We start from the raw sequence: 20,101 nt of genomic DNA on the forward strand, positions 1-20,101 counted from the left end.
TGGTGTACCGCTGATCAACGACCACTCTGATGACGCTCACGCGGATGGTGTGCTCTGCGCAGCGAAATAAAGGAGGAGCGAAGCGGGGGACATTCGCGGAGCAGAGCACACCGTCGGCGTGGGCGTCGCCCCGAATGAAACTGAACGACCGCATCAGCACAAGCACAAGCAACAGCCACAGAAGCCCCTAAGGGAAACCCCGTCCTGCCTGCCCCCCGTGCCGTCGGGATACTCCGGTTGTTACACCCCGGACATCCGAAGCGGGTCCATTCCAAAGGCACAACAACCCATGGCAGGCAAAAACTCGCTCCACCCGATCCCGCATCCGGCGAAGAAACCCTTCGTCGGGAACCTGCTCTCGATCGGCTCCGACTCTCCCGTGCTCGACATGTGGAAGATCGCGCAAGACCTTGGTGGCATCTACTGGCTCGACATGCCGGGCATGCCGGTGATCGTCGTCTCGTCGCCCGCGCTGGTCGACGAGCTTTGCGAAGAAGCGCGCTTCGACAAGAGCACGCGCGGCGCGTTGCGACGGTTGCGCGCGGCTTCGCACGGGCTCTTCACGTCCGACACGCACGAAGAGACCTGGTCCAAGCCGCACAACATCCTGCTGGCCAACTTCAGCCAGCGCGCCATGCAGGCCTATCACCCGATGATGCTGGACATCGCGAGCCAGCTGGTCACCAAGTGGGAGCGGCTGAACTTCGACGAAGAGGTGGACGTGGTGCGCGACATGACCGCGCTCACGCTCGACACCATCGGCCTGTGCGGCTTCGGCTACCGCTTCAACTCGTTCTACCGCGAAGGCTTTCATCCTTTTGTCGATGCGATGGTGCGCACGCTCGAGACGGTGCAGAACCGCCGCGGCCTGCCGCTCGAAGAGCTGATGCTGAAGAAGGAACTGGCGCAGCAGCGAAAAGACATCCGCTTCATGCACAAGATGGTGGAAGACATCATCGAGGAGCGGCGCGCGAGCGGTGCCGACATTGCCACCAAGCCCGACCTGCTGAGCTACATGATCGCGGGCGTGGACAAGAAAAGCGGCGAGCAGCTCACCGACAAGATGATCCGCGACGAGTGCATCGAATTTCTCATCGCGGGACACGAAACCACCAGCGGCCTGCTGTCGTTTGCCACCTACTTCCTGCTGAAGAGCCCCGAGGCGCTGGCCAAGGCGCAGGCCGAGGTCGACAGCGTGTTCGGGCCCGACACCACGCAGAAGCCCACCTATGCGCAGGTCAATCGCCTGCAGTACGTGATGCAGGTGCTGAAGGAGGCGCTGCGGCTGTACCCGACGGCGCCGGCCATTGCCATGCGCGCCAAGGAAGACACGACCATCGGCGGCCAGTACACGATCAAGAAGAAGAACATGGTCATCATGCATGCGCTGGCGCTGCACCGTGACAAGGGCGTGTGGGGTGAAGACGCCGACGAATTCAACCCCGACCACTTCAGCCGCGAAGCCGAGCGAGAGCGGCCGGTGAATGCCTTCAAGCCCTTTGGCAACGGGCAGCGCGCGTGCATCGGGCGGCAGTTCGCGCTGCAGGAGGCGGTGCTCACGCTGGGCATGATCCTGCAGCGTTTCAACCTGGTCGACCACACGGACTACAAGCTCAAGATCAAGGAAGCGCTGACCATCAAGCCCGAGGGCTTCAAGATCAAGGCGCTGCTGCGCGACCCGGCCACGCGCCCGCGCGGCAACGGCGAAGCGGGCGCGACGCCCGCCACCCTCGCGGCGTCGGCCAAGCCGGCGGCGCGCAAGCCGCAGGCGGCACGCCACGGCACCTCGCTGCTGGTGCTGCAGGGCTCCAACCTGGGCACGGCCGAAGACCTGGCGCGCCAGCTCGCCGAAGCGGGCGAGCTGCGCGGCTTCTCGACGCAACTGGCGTCACTCGACGACTATGCCGAGCGGCTGCCGGCCAACGGCGCGGTGGCCATCGTCTGCGCCTCGTACAACGGCGTGGCGCCGGACAACGCGGCCGAGTTCCACCGCTGGCTCGACAAGGCCGACGACGCGCTCAACGGCGTGCGCTTCAGCGTGTTCGGCTGCGGCAACACCGACTGGGCCGCCACCTACCAGGCCGTGCCGCGGCGCATCGACGAACGGCTCGAAGCACTGGGCGCCACGCGCGTGCATCCGCGCGGCGAAGGCGACGCGCGCGAGGACATGGACGGCGCCTTCCAGGACTGGAGCGACGCGCTCTGGCCCGAACTGGTAAAGGCCTTCGACATCAAGGCCGGTGCCGACACGCCGGCCGAGGCCGAGCCGCTCTACACGCTCGAAGAACTGCCGCCGCCGCAAAAGAACGCGCTGGTCGATGCGCTCGGTGCCGTGGCGTTGCGCGTGCTCGAGAACCGCGAACTGCAAAGCCCCGGCGGCGATGCCGAAAGCAGCCGCTCCACGCGCCACGTCGAACTGACGCTGCCCGAGGGCGTGAACTACGTGCCCGGCGACCACTTGAGCGTGGTGCCGCGCAACAGCCCGGCGCAGGTCGAGCGGGCCATGGCGCGCTTCGGCTTCGACCGCTCGGCGCACGTGCGCCTTTCGGCCGTGCCGGGCCGCAAGGCGGCGCTGCCGGTCGACCAGGTGATTGCGGTCGACCGCCTGCTGGGCGACTACGTCGAGCTGCAGGACGTGGCCACGCGCAAGCAGATCGCCACGCTTGCGGCCTACACCGAGTGCCCCTTCACCAAGCCGAAGCTGCTGGCACTGTCGGGCAGCGACGAGGCTTCGCAGGCCGCGTACAAGGCCGAGGTGCTGCACAAGCGCAAGTCGCTGCTGGAGCTGCTGGAAGAACACCGCGCCTGCCAGGTGCCGTTCGCGGTGTTTCTTGAAATGCTGTCGCCGCTGTCGCCGCGCTACTACTCGATCTCTTCATCGCCGAGCATGACGCCGGGCCGCTGCAGCGTGACCGTCGGCGTGGTGAGCGCGCCGGCGCTGTCGGGCAACGGCAACTTCGAGGGCGTGTGCTCCAACTACCTGGCGCGCGCCGAGGCGGGCGACACGGTGCATGGCGTCATTCGCGAAACCACCGCCGAGGGCTTCCGCCTGCCCGAAGACGCGAATCGCCCGCTCATCATGATCGGCCCCGGCACCGGCCTGGCACCGTTCCGCGGTTTCCTGCAGGAGCGCGCCGCGCGGGTCGAGCGTGGCGAGGCGCTGGGCGACGCCATGCTGTTCTTCGGCTGCCGCCATCCGGCGCAGGACTTCATCTATGCCGAGGAACTGAAGGACTGGTCGCACCGCGGCCTGATGAAGCTGCACACGGCGTTCTCGCGCTCGGGCGAGCGCAAGGTGTATGTGCAGGACCTGATCCGCGAGCAGGGCGCGGCCGTGTGGAAGCTGCTGGAGGCGGGCGCGGTGATCTACGTGTGCGGCGACGGTTCGCGCATGGAGCCCGATGTGCGGCGCACGCTGAGCGACCTGGCACGCGAGCATGGGCACGACAGCACGGCGTGGATGGACAAGATGATTGCCGACCAGCGCTACGTGCTGGACGTGTGGGCCGGTAGCTGAAACCAGCGCCCAGCGGTGCCCACGGACCCGGACGCTAGGCAGGCAGCACCGCCTCGTGGGCCCCGAAGGTGCCGCGCACTTTCCAGCCTTCGGGGGTCAGCGCGATCACCTGGTCCGACAGGCCCTGCGCGCCGGCCTCTGCCCTGACCCGGGTCGCGGCCGAGCACATGAGGGCCAGCCGGGTCGTGGTCGAGACGGGCTGCCCGGCAATGGTCAGCGTTGCCCGGCTGTCCATGAAATAGAGCGCGTTCTTGCTGGGCACCACCGCGATCAGCTCCCCCTTGAAGCCTTTCGAGAGCCCTGCCCAGAGGTCGGGCAGCAGCAGCATGCAGGCCTCGAGGTCGTCGCCGGTCACAAGGGCCTTGTAGGCGACCAGGTCTTGCGTGGCGACCTTCTGGCTGGTCTTGCGATGCAGGTTTTCGACCGCTTGCGCATGCACCCCTTGCGCATCGAGGCCAAGTTGCTTCATGCACCCGTGGGTCAGCGTGGTGCGCTGGGTCGGGAAGTCGATGGCATAGGTCACACGAAGGTCGATGTCTCCGGCGACAGCGCGGGCAATGGGGGTTTGTGCCTTGTATTGGCCGCCCGGTGCTGGCGCAATGCCGGGCCTGGGTGCGGCGTTCTCGAGGAAATCGGGGCGCGTGATGCGGGGATAGATGCAAGGCGGAAGGCAGTTCATGACGCCGCGCATTGTTCTGGCGGGCCCTCTGCCCGGCCAGTGCGAAAGTCATGAAGCTCCTTGAAAAAAGCCGGTGCTGCCGGCTTTGCAGCGGTTTCGTGACTTACTGCAGCTGCATCTCGCGGCCCGGGTGGCCCAGCACCAGGGCGTGATCGTCGAGCGAACCGCGAATCTGCCAGCCGCCCGGGGTCAGCGCCATCACCTTGTCCGACAGGCCGTGCGCCCGGGCCTGCACCTTGATATCGGCCGCCGTCGCGCACATCAGGCCGAGCCGTGTGCGGGCGGTGAGCTGCTGCCCCGCGAGCTCGCACTTGCCCCGGCTGTCCATGAAATACACCGTGTTGCTGCTGGGCACGACCGCCAGCAGTTCGCCCTCGAAGCCCTCCGACAGCACTTCCCAGAGGCTTGGCAGCAACAGCATGCTGGCCTCGAAGCCGTTGCCCGCCACCAGAGCCTGGTACATGACGAGGTCTTGCGCGCCCACGCTCGGCAGCGCCTTGCGCACCAGGTTCCGCATCGCCAGCGCGTGGAGCTGGTGCGCGTCCAGGCCCAGCGCGTCCATGTGCGCCTGCGTCAGCGAGACGAAGTGCGCCGGCTCGTCGATGGCGTAGGTGACGTAAGTGACGAGAAGGCCCGCATTCCCGGCAAAGGGAAAGGCGACGGGTGCCTGCGCCGGCCGATGGCCGCCCAGTGCTTCGATGCGCGGATAGATCCGGTGCGGGTCGGGTTTCATGGTGACCGGATTGTTCGAATGGCTCCTGCAGGGCGGCAAGTGCAGAAAGTCATGGGTCGCCAAAAGCAAAAAGCCGGCGGTTGCCGGCTTGCGGAGGGTTGGGCAGGTCGCCCGGTTCAGAGGTCGCGGTCGGGGTCCGGGTAGACCAGCGGCCCGAGCAGACCGCGATTGAAGGGCTTCCACTGGCCCTCGGGCTGTGCCAGCCGGTCGGCCACCGCATACAGCACCGCCGGATGCGCACCCAGCCCCAGGTGGCTGGCCATGACTTCGATGTTCTCCGACTGCGGGCCGGTCTTCTCGATGCTGCAGCGCCAGGCGACGACGCCATCGGTGCGGCTGAAGATCGAGGTGGTCGGCACGGGCGGCGTGGGCTGCACGAACTTCATGCGGCGCGGGTCGTGCGAGCTCTGGCCGCTCACGCCCTCGTACACGCGCCAAGCGTTGGTGGCGCGCGGGCTGCCGGAGAACGGGCTGCCCAGGGTGATGACGTCGCGGATCATGGGTCCATACGACGAAGCCAGCAGGCGCGCATAAACGCCGCCGAGGCTCCAGCCGATCACGCTGACCTTCTGGCCGCTCTTTTCGTACAGCGACTTCAGCAGCTCGACCATGCCGTCTTCCACGCCCTGGCGCGGACCGAGGTTGCGGCCCTGGCCCCAGCCGTGGGCGTCGTAGCCGCGGCTGCACAGGTAGCGGCGCAGCAGCAGCGTCGATCCGTCGCCGGCCACCAGGCCGGGCAGCACGAGCACGGGGTGGCCGTCGCCGCGCGGCGTGAGCTGCAGCAGCGGCCACATCGCGATGCCGGCACCGGTTTCCCAGAGGGCACGGGCTTCGGCCAGCAACAGCAGGCGCGAAGGAGGTGCGATGGTGTCGTGGGTGGCGGTGGTCATGGAGGCGGCTTCCTTTCGGGTTTTCGTTTTCTGTTTTATAGGACGAGCATGAGGGGCCATGGTTGCACTCTCCCGTCGGACGACATCGTCATTTATCCGAGGTATTTGCCCCTCAGGTAATCAAGGTAAGCCCTCGATTCGCTGGAAACATACGGAGAAACCAGCGTGAGCGTGTAGAAAGCCGCCAAACCGGGATCGGCCTGCGCCAGCGCATCGCGCCCCGGCACCAGTCGCTCGAAAGACAACCAGCAGGTGGTGGTGAAGACCATCTGCAACGCCAGGATGCGGGCCTGCTCGGCGCTGGTCTCGATCACGCCCGAGGCCACCAGCCCTTCGCACAGCGCCTGTGCCGCGAGCAGGTTCTGCGCGGTGAGGGCCTGCGCGCGCTGCCCGAGCGCCGGGTATTCGCTGGCCAGGAAGGCCATGTCGCGGTAGATGAAGCGGTATTCGTCGATGGCCTCGAAGCGCAGGTGCAGCGCGAGCCAGAGGTCGTCGATGGCGGCAATGGTGGCCGACGAACCGTTGAGCGCTTCCATGCGCTGCTCGAAGCGCCGAAACAGCCACTCGACGATGAGCTGCTTGGCCTTGAAGTGGTAGTGCAGGTTGCCCGGGCTCATGCCCAGTTCGGCTGCGATCTTGTGGGTCGACACGGCGGCGAGGCCTTCCGCGTTGAACAGCGCAAGGCTGGCCTGCAGGATGCGATCGCGCGTGGTGTTGGAACTGGCCACAACCGGGGTGTGCCGTGGGCCGCTCAGCGTTTGCCGCCGCTGCGGTTGCTACGCAGACCGGCGTCGGGGTTCTCGAATTTCGCGAGGCGTTCGCGCAGTTGCGCCACCTCGTCGCGCAGGGCCTGCACTTCGTCGGCGCCGGGCATGCCCAGGCGCTGCAGGGCCGTGGCGACGCGCTGGTCGAACACGTCTTCGAACTTGCGGATGCCGAAGCTGTCGAGGCTGGGAAAGCCGCGCGTGAGCGCCGCCTTGGCAGCCGCCGCATCGACCTTGCCCTGCCCAATGCCGAGCAGGCCTTCGATCACGTTGGCCTGCCGCTTGGCGACGTCGTTGCGCACGTTGTCCAGCGCCTTCAGGCCGGCACGCAGCAGGCCTTCGGCCTTGCCGGGTGCAGCCGAAGCGGAGGCGGCTGATGCGGCTGATGCGGCCTTCTTTGCCGCAGCGGGCGCCGCCTTGCGGGGCGCCGCTTTCTTCTTCGCGGCGGGCGCCTTCGTTGCAGGCGCCGCCCTCTTCTTCAACTTTGCAGTTTCGTCAGGACGGGTCGCCATGCAGTGCTCCAGATACCGGAAAAAGGAAAAGGGGCGCCATGCGCCCCGGGGGTCAGGCTGCCTTGCGGGCAGCAGCGCGGCGAACCGGCTTCTTGGCCACGGCGGCCTTGGCCTTGACGGTACGCACCGGCTTGGCTTCTTCGGCGCCGTTCACGCGGGCTTCGATCTGCTTGGTGCCGGCGACGATGCGGTCGGCGATCTGCACCGAGACGGTGGCGATCGGCTGGTTGACGGCGCTCAGGGCGTTGATGACCGAGGTGGCCACCGGCGATTCGACGCGGGCCACGCGGCCGGCGACGGTTTCGATGCCGCTGGTGGTGCCGGCGGCAACACGGTCCATCACGTTCACGATGCGGCTGGTGTCGATGTCCAGGCGGTTGGCCAGGAAGCCGTTGATCTTTTCTTGCGCGCCGATCAGGTTGGCCTTGACCTGCTCGCTCACCAGCGGAATCTGGCGGCTGCCCAGGAAGTTGCTGTAGCGCGAAGCGGCGCCGCCCAGCAGGCGATGCACGCCGGTGCGGTAGGCGCCGACCAGGGTCTTGCCTGCGTCGTTGTACTGGCCGACGACGTGGATGGCGGCGGAAGCGATGGTGGTTTGCGTGGTGGACATGGTGATTTCCTTGAAGTTGATGGGCTCGCGGGGAATCGCGATGGGCCTATCTTCTTCCGCAGGGCCTAGGCCTGGAAAACTAGAACCGTCGGAAAACTAGTCCAACTGCCCCAATTTTCTGCAGGCCGGCCCGCCGATCATGCCGCGGCGGCCCGGGGAGCCCCGCCGCGCTTGGCCGGCGCGGCAGCCTTGCGGGCCACGGGCTTCGGCGCGGCCTTCCTGGCCACGGTCTTGATGGCGGTCTTTGCAGCGGTCTTGGCGGGCGCCTTCTTCGCCGCGGCCTTCACCGGTGCGGCCGTCTTGCGGCTCGCACCCGCACTGGCTGGCGCCTTCTTGCGCGCCGGAGCCTTCCTGGCGGCTGGTGCGGCCTTGGCGGCAGCGGGAGCAGGCTCTGCTGCAGGTGCAGCAGTTGCCATTGCCGCTGCCGCCTTCGCAGGCGCAGCCACGGCCCCCGCGGCGGCCGGGTGCTTCTGCGTCAGGTCCATCAGCAGCTTGTGCTCGGCCAGCATGTAGTCGCCGATCTCGGTGATGTCGGGCACGGCGCGGCGGCAGGCGATCAGGCCGTAGTCCATGCGGCCGTTGTAGCTCTGCACCGTCACGTTCAGGGCCGTGCCGTGGCTGGCGATCGACACCGGGTAGTAGCAGGTGACGAGCGCGCCCGCGAAGTACATGGGGAACGGCGCCCCCGCCACGTTCGAGATCGCCACGTTGGCAGCTGGCGGCAGCAGGTTGACCAGGCCCGAGCGGCCCACCATCGAGGCGATGCCCGACACCAGCCAGGGTGCGGCGAAGGTCGGGAAGTCGTCGAGGATCACCGCCTTGAAGCGGTTCATCGTCGACTTGGAGCTGTTCGACGACGCGTTGATCGCCTTCAGCCGCTGGATGGGGTCGGTAATGTCGGTCGCCAGGCTCACCAGGATCATGCTGGCCTGGTTGTTGGCCGTGTTGTCCCCCGCTTCGCGCAGGCTCACCGGCACGCCGGCCACCAGCGGCTTGGCCGGCAGCTCGTTGTTGTCGGCCAGGTAGTGGCGCAGCGCACCGGCCACGGTGGCCATGACCACGTCGTTGAGCGACACGCCGAAATGCTTGGCGATGAACTTGGTCTCGGCCAGCGAAATGGTGCGCCCGGCAAAGGTGCGCTGGTTGGTGATCGACACGTTGAGCGAGGTGCGCGGCGCGAAGAGGTTGAACTTCTTCGGTGCGGCGGCGGCGTCTTTCTCGGCCGCCTTCTCGTCAGGCTTGGCCAGGCCGCCGATGGCGCGCGCAATGGCCGGCGCCATCTTGAAGAGCTTCACGTACTGCTGCGCCGTGTTGCGCAGCGCGGCGGTGGCGAGCTCGGCCATGCCCAGCTGGTAGCCGCTGCTGCGCGGGCGCGAGCGCGGCGGCTTCACCACGCGGCCCGTGGCCTCCAGGTCGAAGATGGCCTTGCCCACTTCGACGCCGGCCTGCCCGTCGATGCCCGCATGGTGCACCTTGGTGTACAGCGCCACCTGGCCGCTCTGAAGGCCGTCGATGATGAAGAACTCCCACATGGGCCGGCTGCGGTCGATCAGCGTCGAATGCAGGCGCGCCACGTACTGTTGCAACTGCCGGTTGGTTCCGGGCTTGGGCAGCGTGATGTGGCGCACGTGGTAGTCGAGGTCGATGTCGTCGTCGTCCACCCACACCGGGTTGGACATGTCGAAGGGCATCAGCGCCAGCTTGCGCGTGAACACATCGGCCAGGTGGATGCGGCTGGCCATGAACTTCTTGGCATCTTCGTAGAAGTCGCCCTTGTAGCCTTTGGGCAGGTCGAGCACGTTGAGCGAGCCCACGTGCATCGGCATCTCGGGCGTTTCCAGGTGCAGGAAGGTGGCATCAAGTCCGCTCAGGTGTTTCATGTGTTGTGTCTCCTTGGTGGGGCATGCGCCGATTGGCAGGATACCGTGCGCATCGCGTTCGGGGGCCTCGCCTTCTTCAGTGTTTCCACCGAGGGAAGGCACTGGCGCGACAGGGGTTTGCCCCAAGTAGTGCCAAAGTGCGCGGGCGCTTCTTTCACATGGGCTTCGTACACTGAGGCCATGACACAAAGCCTCCCTTCGCAAGACGATCCGCACCTCTGGCTCGAAGACATCGACGGCGACGCGCCGCTGGCATGGGCCCGGCAGGAAAACGCCCGAACCGTGCAGGCCTACGCGCAGTCGCCCGCATTCAAGGCGCTCGAGCAGGGCATTCTCGAGGTGCTCGACTCGGAGGAGCGCATTCCGATGGTGCGCAAGATCGGCCCCGGCTACTACAACTTCTGGCGCGACAAGGCGCATCCGAAGGGCCTCTGGCGCCGCACCACGCTGGCCGAGTACCGCAAGCCGCAGCCCGCCTGGGAAACCGTGCTCGACCTCGACGCGCTGGCCGCGGCCGACGGCGAGAACTGGGTGTGGCACGGCGCCGACTGCCTCGACCCCGACTACAAGCGCTGCCTGGTCTCGCTGTCGCGCGGCGGTGCCGATGCCGACGTGGTGCGCGAGTTCGACCTGGAGCGCAAGCAGTTCGTCGAAGGCGGCTTCACGCTGCCCGAGGCCAAGAACCACGTGGGCTGGAAAGACATCGACCACCTCTACGTGGCCACCGACTTCGGCCCCGGCTCGATGACCAGCTCCAGCTACCCGCGCATCGTGAAGCAATGGCAGCGCGGCACGCCGCTGGCCAGCGCCGTCACCGTGTACGAAGGCGCGCACGACGACATGTCGGTCAGTGCGTACCGCGACAACACGCCGGGCTTCGAGCGCGATTTCGTCTCGCGCCAGATCGACTTCTACGAAAGCGAAACCTGGCTGCGCGGCAGCGACGGCAAGCTCACCAAGATCGACGTGCCCGACGACTCCAACATGGAGATCACGCGCGAGTGGATGCTCATAGAGCCGCGCGAAGACTGGACCGTGGGCAGCACCACCTATGCCTCGGGTTCGCTGCTGGCCACCCGCTTCGACGACTTCATGGCGGGCAAGCGCGAGATCACCGTGCTGTTCGAGCCCGACGACACCACCGCGCTGGACAGCCATTCGTGGACGCGCCACCACCTGATCGTCAACGTGATGCACGACGTGGTGAACCGGCTCGAAGTGCTCACGCCGCCCGCCGACGGCATCGGCCCGTGGGAACGCAAGGGACTGGGCGGCGCGCCCGCGCTCTCGACCATCGACGCCGGCGGCATCGACGAGGACGAAAACGACGACTACTTCCTGACGGTGAGCGGCTTCCTGCAGCCGACCACGCTCTACATAGGCACCATCGGCCAGGGCGAGCCCGAGGTGCTGAAAGACAGCCCCGGCTTCTTCGACGCCTCGCGCTACAGCGTGAGCCAGCATTTCGCGACCTCGAAGGACGGCACGCGCGTGCCCTACTTCGAGATTGCCGCCAAGGACTTGGTCGCCAACGGCAGGAACCCCACGCTGCAGTACGCCTACGGCGGCTTCGAGATCTCGCTGCAGCCCAGCTACAGCGGCAGCATCGGCCGCGCCTGGCTCGACCAGGGCGGCGTGTACGTCATTGCCAACATCCGCGGCGGCGGCGAGTACGGCCCACGCTGGCACCAGGCGGCGCTGCAAGAAAACCGGCTGCGCACCTGCGAAGACTTCGCGGCCGTGTCCGAAGACCTGTTCGCGCGCAACATCACCTCGCCCGCGCACCTGGGCGCAATGGGCGGCAGCAACGGCGGCCTGCTGATGGGCAACATGCTCACGCTGTACCCGCGGCTGTACGGCGCCATCGTGAGCGAAGTGGCGCTGCTCGACATGAAGCGCTACACGCACCTGTCGGCCGGTGCCTCGTGGATTGCGGAATACGGCGACCCGGACCAGCCAGAGGAATGGGCCTGGCTGCAGACCTTTTCGCCCTACGAGAACGCCAAGCCGGAGCTGGCCTGTCCCCCCGCGCTGTTCACCACCTCCACGCGCGACGACCGCGTGGGCCCGGTGCATGCGCGCAAGATGCACGCGAAGATGCTCGCGCTGGGCCACGACAGCAGCTTCTACGAGAACATGGAAGGCGGCCACAGCGCGGCGACGGACAACAAGGAATCGGCCTTCATGGATGCGCTGGGCTATGCGTACCTGTGGCACCACCTCACCTAGGGGATCGGACATGAGCAACACCCTCGTCACCCTCGAGATGATCGGCGCACCGACCGACATCGGCGCCAGCGTGCGCGGCGCCGGCATGGGGCCCGACGCGCTGCGCGTGGCGGGCCTGCCCGAAGCGCTGGCGCGGCAGGGCTACGGCATCGTCGATCGCGGCAACCTCGCGGGCCCGGCCACGCCCTGGGCGCCGCCGGCGAACGGGCTGCGCCACCTGGACGAAGTGATCGTCTGGAACCGCTCGGTCTATGCGGCCGTCGATGCCGCGCTGGGCGCCGGCAACGTGCCGCTGATGATGGGCGGCGACCACTGCCTGGCCATCGGCTCCATCAGCGCGGTGGCCTGGCATGCGCGCAAGCGCGGCAAGAAGCTGCGCGTGCTGTGGCTCGATGCGCACTCCGACGTCAACACCGAAACCACCAGCCCCAGCGGCAACCTGCACGGCATGCCGGTGTCGTGCCTGCTGGGCCATGGGCCGGCGGTGCTCACGGGCTGGAGCGGCGAGCGCGCGGCGCTGGCGCACGACGCCATTCGCTTCATCGGCATCCGCAGCGTCGACAACGACGAGAAGGAAGCCATTCGCACGCTCGGCCTGAGCGTGTTCGACATGCGCCACATCGACGAGCACGGCATGCGCACCACCATGATCGAGGCGCTGCAGGACGTGGACGAAGACACGCACCTGCACGTGAGCTTCGACCTCGACTGCCTCGACCCCGGCATCGCGCCCGGCGTGGGCACCGGCGTGCGCGGCGGCCCCACCTACCGCGAGATGCAGCTGTGCATGGAAATGATCTCCGACACCGGGCGGCTCTGCTCGCTCGACGTGGTCGAGCTCAACCCGGCGCTGGACGTGCGCAACCAGACGGCCGAGGTGGCGGTGGAACTGATCGAGAGCCTGTTCGGCAAATCGACGCTGGTGCGCTGAGCAAGCAGTCCCGGCGCAAGAGGCCGATCAGCCCCGGTTCGGCGACGGCGCGACCGGGAAGGTGGTGGCGGGCACGGGGGGCGTGAGAGGCGTGAGAGGTGCTTCAGCCGCCGGCATGTCGGGCGGAGCATCAGCCCCGCCGCCTTCGAGAAAGCGGTCGAGCAGCGTGAAGAAGCGGTCGTAGAAGCGCTCGTCGGTCAGGGTCTCGCTGGCCACCTTGACCATCGCATCGTCGCTGCCGGCAAAAGGCAGCGACAGCGAGCCGATCGCGCCCACGCCCAGGCTGGCCGAGTTGTTGACCTTCTTGATGCCGTAGCGGTCCTGCAGCGCCGTGGCAAATGCCACGGTGCTCTGCCTGCCTTTCTTGCCGTTGCCTTCGCGCGCGCAGACCACGCGGAACTCGACCTCCACATGCACCTCGGCCGCGGGCTGGAAGCTCTTGCGCCCCGTCACCAGGTCGGCATTGGCCGCGGTGACCATGTAGCCCTGGCTCAACAGGGCGCGGCGCGCGGCCTCGCAGGTCTGGGCCTCGCTGGCCGCGTAATTGCGCGTGTGGGTCGTGGTGGAGTCGAAGTCTTCCGGCTCGTAAGTCACGCGGCGCGCGCTGCTGCCGCAGCCGGCGAGCACCAGGGCGGACACCAGCCCCAGCACCAGGACGGGCGTGCGAAAACGAAGAACGGAAGAAGAAGTGCGGAAGGTGTGTGGCGTGGTCGGCATGGCGCGGCGAATGCTAACCGGCGACCTGTGCCGGCAAGGCTTCGAGCGCGGCCGCGCGCCGGCGTTCCCTGCCGCCCGTCGGAAATTCTCAGGACCAGGCCAGCACGTGGTGGGCACGCGCCCGCGTTGCCGCGATCAGCCGCGCATTGGGCGCGTCGGTGCTGGCCACCCAGTCGCGCGCCGCTTCGGCGCTGCGGCCGAACTGCTGGTGGCGCTGCACCAGGCGCTGCTCGCGCACGGCATCGTCGATGTCGACGTACCAGACCTCGTCGAGCATGGCCGCCGCACCGGCCCAGGGGCCGGCGTCGTGCAGCAGGTAGTTGCCTTCGGTGATGACCAACTGGGTCGACGGCAGCACGGCGATGGCACCGGCAATCGGCTCTTCGATCTCGCGGCGGAATTCGGGGGCGTAGACGATGTTGCCATCGGGGCGCTGCTCGCGCAGCCGCTGCAGCAGCGCCACGTAGCCGGCGCTGTCGAAGGTGTCGGGAGCTCCCTTGCGGTCGGCGCGGCCGAGCCGTTGCAGCTCGACGTTGGCCAGGTGAAAGCCGTCCATGGGGACGACCTGCGCGCGGTCTCCCAGCGATCGCCGGATTGCTTCGGCCACCGTGGACTTGCCAGCGCCCGGCGCGCCCACCAGGCCCAGCAGCTTGCGTCGCCCGTCTGCGAGCAGGTTTTGAATACGAGCGTTCTCCGCCGCGCCAACAGTGTTCATGGAAATGATCTCGATGGAAGATGCCACTCAGGCAGGATTTCGCGGTGGACTCGCCAGTCCGAAGAGATCTCTTCGGCACCGACGAAAGATGCAGACACCTCGCCGACGATAGCGCACAAGGCGCCGCGTCGACTTCATTTCAGGATCGAACGAAATGTCAGGCTGATGCGCTCGCCCACACTCTCGGCCTTGGGTATCGCATGCAGCCAGTCCCGCTGGACGGCCTCCGACATGTACAGCAACGACCCGTGAACCAGCGGGCAGTCGAACCGGAGGGCGCTGTCGGCTTTGCTGCGGTACGCCATCGACCGGGTGCTGCCGACCGACACGATGGCAACTCCGGTGCCGGGAGCCAGCGCTTCGCTGGAGTCCGAATGGAACCCCATCGACGATGCGCCGTCAGCGTAGTGATTCAACAGGCAGTTGTTGGGCCGAAATCCGAGTTCGGCGTCGATCTGGTCGCACAAGGCTTCCAGCTCGACAGGCATGGGCACCGCCTCGTAGCTGATCTGCGAGTAGTTGTACGGCACGCCAAAGCTTGCCGTCTTGCGCGCCTTCATGCGCTCGTCCCACCTCACTGCGACCCTGAGCCATTCGAGAAGGGCATCGGGCGAGGCGACGAACGTGGGATTGAGGTAAATCGGCGGGCTGTTCATTGGCCCGCAGGATACTGCGACCGGGGTGCCCCCCTTTCGCAACGCGCCCCTTTCAGGGGTACAGGCCGCGTTCCTGGCGCGCCATCAGGATGCGCTCGCAAGCCACCGCATACGTCGCTGTGCGCAGCGTGATCTTGTGCTTGTCGGCCGTGTCCCAGATCTGGTTGAGCGCGTTCATCATGATGCGGTCGAGGCGCACGTTGATCTCGTCTTCGTCCCAGAAGAAGGACGAGAAGTCCTGCACCCATTCGAAGTAGCTCACCGTCACGCCGCCGGCGTTGCAGATCACGTCGGGCACCACCAGCACGCCGCGCTCGGCGAGGATGTCGTCGGCGGTCGGCACCGTGGGGCCGTTGGCGCCTTCGAGCACCAGCTTGGCGGTGGTCTTCTGCGCGCGCTCGGCGGTGATCTGGCCTTCGAGTGCGGCCGGGATCAGGATGTCGCAGGCAACGTTCCAGAAGTCTTCGTTCGGCACGATGTCGCCACCGGCCTTGAAGGCGACCACGCCTTCCTTGTTGGCGATGGGAATCAGCTTGGAAAGGTCGAGGCCGTTGGTGTTGACGATGGTGCCGGTGTGGTCTTGCACCGCGACGATCTTGGCGCCCGCTTCGGCAAACAGTTCGGCCGCGACCGAGCCCACGTTGCCGAAGCCCTGCACCGCGATGCGCGCACCGCGCAGGTCCATGCCCAGGCGGCGCGCGGCTTCGCGGCCGGTGACGAACACGCCGCGGCCGGTGGCCTTGACGCGGCCCAGCGAGCCGCCCAGGTGCAGCGGCTTGCCGGTGACGACGCCGGTGGCGGTGCCGCCAACGTTCATCGAATACGTGTCCATCATCCACGCCATGATCTGGGCATTGGTATTGACGTCGGGCGCGGGGATGTCGGTGTGCGGGCCGATGATGATGCCGATCTCGCTGGTGTAGCGGCGCGTGACCTTCTCGAGCTCTTGCAGCGAGAGCTTCTTCGGGTCGACGCGGATGCCGCCCTTGGCGCCGCCGTACGGCAAATTGACTGCGGCCGTCTTGATGGTCATCCAGGCCGACAGCGCCATCACTTCTTCGAGCGTGACGTCGGGGTGGAAGCGCACGCCGCCCTTGCCCGGGCCGCGGCTCATGTTGTGCTGTACGCGGTAGCCCTCGAAGTGGGCGATGGTGCCGTCGTCCATTTCGATGGGCACGTCGACGATCAGCGCGCGCTTGGGGCGCTTGAGGGTTTCGACCCAGCGGGCCAGCGGGCCGAGGTACGGCACGACGCGATCGACCTGCGACAGGTAGGTGCCCCACGGGCTGTTCGCGGTCGGATTGACGAAGGAAAGTTTTTCGCTCATGAGAGATCCCTTGGTTGAACGGGTGGCCGTAACGATAGACCTCTACCGCCCGTCGCGCCATGGCTTATGCGCGCCGCGCTGGCGGTTATGCAAGACGCGTTGGTTGGCGCAATGCGGCGCTGCCGCGCGCTCGCATTGAAGCCGCGTTGCCACTGCATTGCGCCGATGTAATCGCGGCGTCCGGTTGCCGACGCTCCGGGTTCCTAGATTGACCAGGCATGCCGGCCCGAGCCGGCATGGCCGGTGCCATGTGGTGCCGGCGAACAACCCAAGGAGATCCAGAACATGCTGCACCGCAAACTCTTCATGCCGCTCGTTGCCGCGGCCGCCTTCACCGCCGCGCTGGCGCCGCTGGCCGCTTCGGCCGCCGGCGAATTCCACTTCGCCCCGACCGAGGCGGGCGTGACGCGCTACCCCGATCACCTGCGGCAGGAACCGTCGCGCGACAAGGTGGTCGCCGAACTCGAAACGGCGCAAAAGCAACCCGCCTGGAATTCCGTGAGCCGCGGCGCGCCGTGGCCGGCCTCGCGCGCCGGGCAGCCCACCACGCGCGAGGCGGTGGAGGCCGAGGCCATCAAGGCGATGCGCGCGGGAACGATCCCGTCGGGCGAACGCTAGGCACGGGCTGAGGGCGAAAAGGGCAGGCAAGGGATGTCCGTCGAGCCCCATTCGCCGGGCATCCCGCAGATAACAAAACTGTCATCAACGGGTTATCGATCGCACAGGTCCGTTTTTTAAAGTGAGCTCACCAACCAATCACCGATCACTCACTCATCAACCAACTACCAAGGATTCAAGAATGAAGCAGTCGTCCACCACCACCCGCCTCCTGACCACCGCCACCGTTGCAGCCCTGCTGGGCGTGTTCGCGGCACCGAGCTTTGCGGGCAACTATGCCGAAGGCGATCCGCGCCCCGTGCCGATGACCTCGTCGACCACCCGCGCCGCCGTGACGTCCGACGCGCAGCAGTGGCTGAAGACTTCGCCCACGCAGGGCTACACCGACGGCATCTCGCAGCAGGCCGCCGTGGTGTCGGCGAACACCCGCGCCGCCGTGGCGGCCGACACGCGACTGTGGATCCAGTCGGGCCTTGCGGCCAAGCAGAACGGCGAAGCCGGTGCCGACATGTCGCAGCCGGGCTACCGCCAGGCGGCTGCCGAATATTCGCGGCTGCTTGCCAGCCCCGCGTACGGCGCGCTGGTCGACCAGCTGAAGAGCCAGCAGGCCGCGGCCCCGTCGCAGACCACGGTTCGCTGAGACCGGCCGCTGGAAGCTGACGCTGAAAGTGCAAGGAAAGAGCCGACAGGCACGCAAAGGGTAAGCCTGCGGCACTTCCTTGGTTCTATTTCCTATGGCCTGAGTCCATAGGCCGCATCTTCTGCAATGAATCGATGGGCGAGCCGGATAATCCTCCAATGCTCGACCTGGACCGCATCGATCTCCGCCTGCTGAAGATTCTTCAGGAGGACGGGCGCATCACCAACCTCAAGCTGGCCGAGGCGGTGGCGCTCTCGCCCACCGCCGTGCTGGCGCGCGTGCAGCGCCTGACGCGCGACGGCTTCATCCAGGGCTACGAGGCGCGGCTCGATCCGCACAAGCTGGGCCGCGGCTTCACGGTGTTCGTCGAGGTGCTGCTGGACCGCACCACCCCCAATGTGTTCGACCAGTTCAAGGCCGCGGTGCACGTGCGCGACGAGATCATGGAATGCCACATGGTGGCCGGCGGCTTCGACTACCTGCTCAAGACCCGAATGGCCGACATGGCCGCCTACCGCGAGTTCGCCGGCACCGTGTTGTGGCAGTTGCCGGGGGTGCGCGAAACGCGGACCTACGCGGTGATGGAAGAAGTGAAGAACAGCGCGAGGCTGCCGCTGGGGCTGTGACTTTCGGCGAAAGTTGTATGCGACAATAAAATATTGTCGACAATTTGACGGCCGTTGCGACGATGGCTGTCGCGCCCAAGAAGCATTCCCCATGGAAAACGAGCCCGGAAAAACGCTCTCCCAGACGATTTCGGACCGGCTTGCCGAAGAAATCGTGCTTCGCCGCTTCCAGCCCGGCGAACGCCTGGACGAACAATCGATTGCCACCCGCTTCGGCGTTTCGCGCAGCCCCGTGCGGGACGCACTGCGCCAGCTGGCGTCGACCCGCCTGGTCGAGCACCTGCCGCGGCGCGGCTTCTCGGTTGCGGCCATGGCGCCGGCCGACCTGGACGGCCTGTTCGAGGCCTCGGGCGAGATCGAGGCGCTGTGCGCCAAGCTGTGCGCGCTGCGGGCGGCGCCCTCGGAGCGCAAGCGGATCGAGTTCGTGCACCAGCAAGCCGCCAAGGCGGCCGCCGAGGGCGACGCCAAGGCCTATGCCGAGCTCAACGAGGAATTCCACGCCCTCATCTACGCCGGCGCCCGCAACAAGACCCTGCAAGACCTGGCCCTCGGCCTGCGGCAACGCCTGGCACCATTCCGCTCGCGCGGCTTCTTCGTGGCGGAGAACCGCCTGCAGCATTCCCATGTCGAGCACGAGGCGCTGGTCACGGCGCTGCTCGCCCACGACGGCGACGCCGCCGCCGCGGCCATGCACAGCCACGCCGCGAACTCGGCCATGAACGTGCTGCAGCACTTCGGCAACGACGCCAGAAGCACGTCCTCCGGCGCAGCCGCCTGACACCCGCCGGCGCATGCCCGGCACCCCGCACTCCAGCGCATGGCGTCCCACGGGCGCTCTTCGCGCACGCCTGCGCCCTCCCCTGTTTCGCCTCCCATCCACCGGGCCTCCCGGGAGCGCGTTCGCGCGGGCCCTTGCACGCCCGGCTTTCGGCTTGAACGACAAATTCTTGACGCCCCTGAACACCAGAACATAAAATTGCACACAATTTGCAGATACTGAGTGCAAAATTCAGTTTGCGGATTTCGTTCAATCAATAAATGGAGACCTCGAATGTCCTGGATCGCTCTTGCCACCTACCGCCGCGCCGACCGGCTCGCCCCCGCCCTGGTGATCGACAACCGCCTCTACGACCTTGAAGCCGCGCTGGCCGCAGGCCTGCCCTCCGCCTCGCCGGACTGGCTTTCGGGAGGCGTCGAGGCCATGCTTCGGGACTGGGCCACGGCGCAGGCCTGGCTGCGCAACGCCACGCCGGTGGCCGCATCGCTCGTGGCATCGGGTGCGATCCGTCCCGTGGAAGGCGGCGCTTCGGCCGTGGCCGCGCCCTACGTTCCCAACCGCATCTTCTGCGCGGCCTCCAACTACGCGTCGCACGCCAACGAAATGGGCACGGTGCTGGCAGCCAAGTCGCAGAGCAAGCCGTACATGTTCCTGAAGCTGTCGAACACCGTCATCGGCGACGGCGAGACCATCCAGATGCCGCCCGAGACCAGCAAGCTCGACTGGGAAGTGGAACTGGCGGCCGTCATCGGCAAGCGCTGCCGCCGCGTGTCCGTCGAAGACGCGCTCGACGCGGTGGCCTGCTACACCATCGTCAACGACATCTCGGCGCGCGACCTCAACATCCGTGGCGACTATCCGTTCAAGCACGACTGGTTCCAGGGCAAGTGCCACGACACCTTCGCGCCCATCGGCCCATGGCTGGTGCCGGCCTGGCAGATCCCCGATCCGCAGGCTGTGAACATGCGGCTCGACGTCAACGGCGAGCCGATGCAGCAGGACAGCACGGCCAACATGATCTGGACCGTGCGCGAGCAGATCGCCTACCTGTCGACCATCGTCACGCTGGAGCCCGGCGACGTGATCGCCACCGGCACGCCGACCGGCGTGGGCATGGGCCGCGGCGTCTACCTGAATGCGGGCGACAAGCTGGTCGCGAGCATCGAAGGCATCGGACGGCTGTCCAACCAGGTGCAAGCAGAGCGCGTCTAAGCGCCGGCACCGGGGGCCGCCCGGCCCCTTTTCTTTCAGAGAACGACAACAACGTATGGAGACAAGA

Annotated in this window: 19 protein-coding genes; 8 read left to right on the top strand and 11 right to left on the bottom strand. The window is 67.0% G+C overall.

Going from position 1 to position 20,101, the window contains the following annotated elements; all coding sequences use genetic code 11:
* The first annotated feature begins 289 nt into the window (after nt 1–289).
* Entirely contained in the window at nt 290–3,517 is a 3,228-nt protein-coding gene (locus tag DBV14_RS16200; protein ID WP_124460187.1) for a bifunctional cytochrome P450/NADPH--P450 reductase, read from the top strand.
* A 34-nt stretch (nt 3,518–3,551) separates the two neighbouring features.
* On the opposite strand, the gene DBV14_RS16205 is transcribed toward DBV14_RS16200, so the two are convergent.
* The 7 genes from DBV14_RS16205 to DBV14_RS16235 all read right to left on the bottom strand — a co-directional run bounded on the left by DBV14_RS16205 (nt 3,552) and on the right by DBV14_RS16235 (nt 9,585).
* Entirely contained in the window at nt 3,552–4,196 is a 645-nt protein-coding gene (locus tag DBV14_RS16205; RefSeq protein ID WP_124460188.1) for a hypothetical protein, read from the bottom strand.
* A 103-nt stretch (nt 4,197–4,299) separates the two neighbouring features.
* Nucleotides 4,300–4,929, bottom strand: a complete 630-nt coding sequence (locus tag DBV14_RS16210) for a hypothetical protein (protein WP_124460189.1) — start codon at nt 4,927–4,929, stop codon at nt 4,300–4,302.
* A gap of 116 nt (nt 4,930–5,045) precedes the next feature.
* Nucleotides 5,046–5,819, bottom strand: coding sequence for a triacylglycerol lipase (locus DBV14_RS16215; protein ID WP_124460190.1), 774 nt, complete (start codon nt 5,817–5,819; stop codon nt 5,046–5,048).
* A gap of 92 nt (nt 5,820–5,911) precedes the next feature.
* Complete coding sequence (locus tag DBV14_RS16220; RefSeq protein WP_124460191.1) at nt 5,912–6,547, bottom strand: TetR/AcrR family transcriptional regulator; 636 nt, start codon at nt 6,545–6,547, stop codon at nt 5,912–5,914.
* Nucleotides 6,548–6,570: 23 nt separating this feature from the next.
* A complete protein-coding gene (locus DBV14_RS16225; RefSeq protein ID WP_124460192.1) occupies nt 6,571–7,095 on the bottom strand; it encodes a phasin family protein in 525 nt (174 codons plus the stop codon).
* A gap of 52 nt (nt 7,096–7,147) precedes the next feature.
* Nucleotides 7,148–7,705, bottom strand: a complete 558-nt coding sequence (locus DBV14_RS16230) for a hypothetical protein (protein ID WP_124460193.1) — start codon at nt 7,703–7,705, stop codon at nt 7,148–7,150.
* 137 nt (nt 7,706–7,842) lie between these two features.
* Entirely contained in the window at nt 7,843–9,585 is a 1,743-nt protein-coding gene (locus tag DBV14_RS16235) for a wax ester/triacylglycerol synthase family O-acyltransferase (protein ID WP_124460194.1), read from the bottom strand.
* 180 nt (nt 9,586–9,765) lie between these two features.
* Here DBV14_RS16235 and DBV14_RS16240 point away from each other — a divergent pair, with 180 nt between their 5' ends.
* Nucleotides 9,766–11,814: a prolyl oligopeptidase family protein gene (locus tag DBV14_RS16240; protein ID WP_124460195.1), complete on the top strand. Its 2,049-nt coding sequence runs from the start codon at nt 9,766–9,768 to the stop codon at nt 11,812–11,814.
* A gap of 10 nt (nt 11,815–11,824) precedes the next feature.
* The gene (rocF, locus tag DBV14_RS16245) at nt 11,825–12,745 is read left to right on the top strand and encodes an arginase (protein ID WP_124460196.1); all 921 of its coding nucleotides are present in this window, start codon (nt 11,825–11,827) and stop codon (nt 12,743–12,745) included.
* 27 nt (nt 12,746–12,772) lie between these two features.
* Here rocF and DBV14_RS16250 read toward each other — a convergent pair whose 3' ends face one another.
* The 4 genes from DBV14_RS16250 to DBV14_RS16265 form a co-directional block, all read right to left on the bottom strand.
* Nucleotides 12,773–13,462, bottom strand: a complete 690-nt coding sequence (locus tag DBV14_RS16250) for a DUF2242 domain-containing protein (RefSeq protein WP_124460197.1) — start codon at nt 13,460–13,462, stop codon at nt 12,773–12,775.
* An 88-nt stretch (nt 13,463–13,550) separates the two neighbouring features.
* Complete coding sequence (locus DBV14_RS16255) at nt 13,551–14,177, bottom strand: nucleoside/nucleotide kinase family protein (protein WP_124460198.1); 627 nt, start codon at nt 14,175–14,177, stop codon at nt 13,551–13,553.
* A gap of 134 nt (nt 14,178–14,311) precedes the next feature.
* Entirely contained in the window at nt 14,312–14,833 is a 522-nt protein-coding gene (locus tag DBV14_RS16260; RefSeq protein WP_124460199.1) for an alpha-ketoglutarate-dependent dioxygenase AlkB, read from the bottom strand.
* A gap of 52 nt (nt 14,834–14,885) precedes the next feature.
* Nucleotides 14,886–16,160: a Glu/Leu/Phe/Val dehydrogenase gene (locus DBV14_RS16265; protein ID WP_124460200.1), complete on the bottom strand. Its 1,275-nt coding sequence runs from the start codon at nt 16,158–16,160 to the stop codon at nt 14,886–14,888.
* A 285-nt stretch (nt 16,161–16,445) separates the two neighbouring features.
* Here DBV14_RS16265 and DBV14_RS16270 point away from each other — a divergent pair, with 285 nt between their 5' ends.
* The 5 genes from DBV14_RS16270 (at nt 16,446) to DBV14_RS16290 (ending at nt 20,034) form a co-directional block, all read left to right on the top strand.
* A complete protein-coding gene (locus DBV14_RS16270) occupies nt 16,446–16,778 on the top strand; it encodes a DUF4148 domain-containing protein (protein WP_124460201.1) in 333 nt (110 codons plus the stop codon).
* Nucleotides 16,779–16,959: 181 nt separating this feature from the next.
* The gene (locus DBV14_RS16275) at nt 16,960–17,418 is read left to right on the top strand and encodes a hypothetical protein (RefSeq protein ID WP_124460202.1); all 459 of its coding nucleotides are present in this window, start codon (nt 16,960–16,962) and stop codon (nt 17,416–17,418) included.
* A gap of 158 nt (nt 17,419–17,576) precedes the next feature.
* Nucleotides 17,577–18,044 carry an Lrp/AsnC ligand binding domain-containing protein gene (locus DBV14_RS16280; RefSeq protein WP_124460203.1) on the top strand — a complete coding sequence of 156 codons (468 nt, stop codon included), beginning with the start codon at nt 17,577–17,579 and terminating at the stop codon, nt 18,042–18,044.
* 91 nt (nt 18,045–18,135) lie between these two features.
* On the top strand, nt 18,136–18,822 hold the full coding sequence (locus DBV14_RS16285) for a GntR family transcriptional regulator (RefSeq protein ID WP_124460204.1): 687 nt from the start codon (nt 18,136–18,138) through the stop codon (nt 18,820–18,822).
* 273 nt (nt 18,823–19,095) lie between these two features.
* The gene (locus DBV14_RS16290; protein ID WP_124460205.1) at nt 19,096–20,034 is read left to right on the top strand and encodes a fumarylacetoacetate hydrolase family protein; all 939 of its coding nucleotides are present in this window, start codon (nt 19,096–19,098) and stop codon (nt 20,032–20,034) included.
* The last annotated feature ends 67 nt before the right edge of the window (nt 20,035–20,101 follow it).

The sequence above is a fragment of the Variovorax sp. KBW07 genome, from assembly GCF_003852515.1.
Classification (GTDB): Bacteria; Pseudomonadota; Gammaproteobacteria; order Burkholderiales; family Burkholderiaceae_C; genus Variovorax.